This is a genomic window from Mesorhizobium sp. M1078 (genome assembly GCF_040318615.1).
In the GTDB taxonomy this organism is placed as follows: Bacteria; Pseudomonadota; Alphaproteobacteria; order Rhizobiales; family Rhizobiaceae; genus Mesorhizobium.
This window is the reverse complement of sequence record NZ_JAMYMP010000077.1, coordinates 1-3,725: the sequence shown is the minus strand read 5'-3', so window position 1 is coordinate 3,725 and position 3,725 is coordinate 1. Positions and strand designations below refer to the sequence as shown.

Genomic DNA, 3,725 nt, shown 5'->3' with positions numbered 1-3,725 from the left:
GCCATCGATCACGGTCCGAACGCAAAAAGCCCGCGTGAAGCGGGCTGTTTTTGATGTTGGTTGCGGGGACAGGATTTGAACCTGTGACCTTCAGGTTATGAGCCTGACGAGCTACCGGGCTGCTCCACCCCGCGTCACCTCCAGGGCAAGCTCTTGCTTGCTCCGGACTCTCCAGGGCAAGCTCTTGCCTGCTCCGGATCTGAAGCAAGCGTTTGCTTGCTTATCTGGACGTAAGCCTGGGCCTATGAACAGGATGGCTTACAGATAGGTATATGGCTGACCAAATGAAAGGGCCGCTTGCGCGGCCCGTGATCCCTTGGCGGGCCTTTTCGTAGAGAGAAGATTCAGTTTCATCCGGTTTGCGGATGAGAGTTCAACGTGCGTTTTGCAGACCTGGCAGCGACCTACTCTCCCGCGTCTTGAGACGAAGTACCATCAGCGCTGGAGCGTTTCACGGCCGAGTTCGGAATGGGATCGGGTGCAGCCGCTCCGCCATAACCACCAGGTCGGCAAAACGCACGTTATATCGAGAAGCTGTTTTTTCGTGCCAAGGCGACGTTTGTGTTTTGCTTACGGGCGTAAGCCCGCAAGCGCGACTGCGCGTCGCCGGTTTTCCGGCGCCCTCGCGGAGCATAGGCCCTGTAAGGGCCGCTCATGCGTGAGCGCTGGTCAGATCATCGTGTTTCACGATGAGCATAAGGAATGAGAACGATCAAGCCGATCGAACTATTAGTACCGGTAAGCTTCAAGCGTTGCCGCTCTTCCACACCCGGCCTATCAACGTGGTCGTCTTCCACGGTTCTCAGGGAATACTCGTTTTAAGGTGGGTTTCCCGCTTAGATGCCTTCAGCGGTTATCCCGTCCGGATATAGCTACCCTGCTATGCGGCTGGCGCCACAACAGGTCCACCAGAGATCCGTCCATCCCGGTCCTCTCGTACTAGGGACAGATCCTTTCAATATTCCTACACCCACGGCAGATAGGGACCGAACTGTCTCACGACGTTCTGAACCCAACTCACGTACCGCTTTAAATGGCGAACAGCCATACCCTTGGGACCTGCTCCAGCCCCAGGATGCGATGAGTCGACATCGAGGTGCCAAACAACCCCGTCGATATGGACTCTTGGGGGTCATCAGCCTGTTATCCCCGGCGTACCTTTTATCCGTTGAGCGATGGCCCTTCCACGCGGGACCACCGGATCACTATGACCGACTTTCGTCTCTGCTCGACTTGTCAGTCTCGCAGTCAGGCAGGCTTATGCCATTGCACTCAGCGAACGATTTCCGACCGTTCTGAGCCCACCATCGCGCGCCTCCGTTACTCTTTAGGAGGCGACCGCCCCAGTCAAACTACCCACCATACATTGTCCCGGACCCGGATAACGGGCCGCGGTTAGACATCCATAGTAATAAGGGTGGTATTTCAAGGGTGGCTCCACCTGAGCTGGCGCCCAGGTTTCAAAGCCTACCACCTATCCTACACATGCCACTACGAATGCCAATGTAAAGCTATAGTAAAGGTGCACGGGGTCTTTCCGTCTAACCGCAGGAACCCCGCATCTTCACGGGGAATTCAATTTCACTGAGTCTATGCTGGAGACAGCGGGGAAGTCGTTACGCCATTCGTGCAGGTCGGAACTTACCCGACAAGGAATTTCGCTACCTTAGGACCGTTATAGTTACGGCCGCCGTTTACTGGGGCTTCGATTCAGAGCTTGCACCCCTCCTCTTAACCTTCCAGCACCGGGCAGGCGTCAGACCCTATACGTCGTCTTGCGACTTCGCAGAGCCCTGTGTTTTTGATAAACAGTCGCTACCCCCTGGTCTGTGCCACCCTCCTCTACTTGCGTAGAAAAGGGTCACGCTTCTTCCGAAGTTACGCGTGCAATTTGCCGAGTTCCTTCAGCATAGTTCTCTCAAGCGCCTTGGTATACTCTACCTGACCACCAGTGTCGGTTTCGGGTACGGTTTATAAGGAGGAGCTATTTCCTGGAACCGCTCCGCTGCCCGTTCAATCCGATAAGATTGGACAACTTGTGCGATCCGTCACTACCTCCAAGCCCACGAATATTAACGTGGTTCCCATCGACTACGCGTTTCCGCCTCGTCTTAGGGGCCGGCTAACCCTGCTCAGATTAGCTTTAAGCAGGAACCCTTGGTCTTTCGGCGGGGGAGTCTCTCACTCCCCTTACGTTACTCATGTCAGCATTCGCACTTCTGATACCTCCACCACCCCTCACGGGTATGGCTTCGTCAGCTTACAGAACGCTCCGCTACCGCTTGGCCCTTGCGGACCAAACCCTAAGCTTCGGTGTATGGCTTTAGCCCCGTTACATTTTCGGCGCAAAGACCCTTATTTAGACCAGTGAGCTGTTACGCTTTCTTTAAATGATGGCTGCTTCTAAGCCAACATCCTGGTTGTTTTGGGATCCTCACATCCTTTCCCACTTAGCCATAACTTGGGGACCTTAGCTGTAGGTCAGGGTTGTTTCCCTTTTCACGACGGACGTTAGCACCCGCCGTGTGTCTGCCGACTAGTACTCCCAGGTATTCGGAGTTTGGTTAGGTTTGGTAATCCGGTGAGGACCCCTAGCCCATCCAGTGCTCTACCCCCTGGGGTATTCGGTCGACGCTCTACCTAAATAGATTTCGCGGAGAACCAGCTATTTCCGAGTTTGATTGGCCTTTCACCCCTAGCCACAAGTCATCCCGAACTATTGCAACAGTTATGGGTTCGGTCCTCCAGTAAGTGTTACCTTACCTTCAACCTGCTCATGGCTAGATCACTCGGTTTCGGGTCTAATGCGACGAACTGAACGCCCTGTTCAGACTCGCTTTCGCTGCGCCTACACCTAGCGGTTTAAGCTTGCTCGTCACACTAAGTCGCTGACCCATTATACAAAAGGTACGTGGTGACCCTTGCGGGCTCCCACTGTTTGTAGGCAATCGGTTTCAGGTACTCTTTCACTCCCCTTGTCGGGGTGCTTTTCACCTTTCCCTCACGGTACTAGTTCGCTATCGGTCATGCACGAGTACTTAGGCTTGGAAGGTGGTCCTCCCAATTTCAGACAGGATTTCACGTGTCCCGCCTTACTCGAGGACGATTGATTGCATTACGCGTACGGGGCTGTCACCCACTATGGCCCTACTTTCCAGAAGGTTCCGCTTGTCTCTCAATCGCCACTGGCCTGGTCCGGGTTCGCTCGCCACTACTTCCGGAGTCTCGGTTGATGTCCTTTCCTACGGGTACTTAGATGTTTCAGTTCCCCGCGTTCGCCACTTTATCCCTATGTATTCAGGATAAGTTACCTATTATCGATACTTGGAAACCACAGTAGCAGATCGCTCTGCTACTCTGATTTTCCAAGTACCTTAGGTGGGTTTCCCCATTCGGAAATCTACGGATCAAAGGGTATTCGCACCTCCCCGTAGCTTATCGCAGCGTATCACGTCCTTCATCGCCTGTGCATGCCAAGGCATCCACCAATTGCCCTTAAGACACTTGATCGTTCTCATTGCCAATGCCCATCCGCGCAATCCGAAGGATTGTCGCTTCAGCCTCTCCCTTGCGGGGTTGGCGTCCGCGCAATTCCAAAGGAATTGTCGCCTGAACCGGATCCTGTGCGGGATCCAAATTCGATGTCATTGGCACAAAAAGACCAGCTTCTCGAGATCGGTTCGAGGGTGCGGTTAGGCAAACCCATCATATGCGGGAGATTGAGC

At 54.1% G+C, this 3,725-nt stretch carries 1 tRNA gene and 2 rRNA genes; all 3 read right to left on the bottom strand.

Going from position 1 to position 3,725, the window contains the following annotated elements:
* Window positions 1–57: 57 nt before the first annotated feature.
* Window positions 58–134: transfer RNA gene (locus NKH38_RS33075), tRNA-Met, on the bottom strand.
* Between the two features lie 257 nt (window positions 135–391).
* Window positions 392–506, bottom strand: a 5S ribosomal RNA gene (gene rrf, locus NKH38_RS33070).
* A gap of 202 nt (window positions 507–708) precedes the next feature.
* Window positions 709–3,510, bottom strand: a 23S ribosomal RNA gene (locus NKH38_RS33065).
* Window positions 3,511–3,725 lie beyond the last annotated feature (215 nt).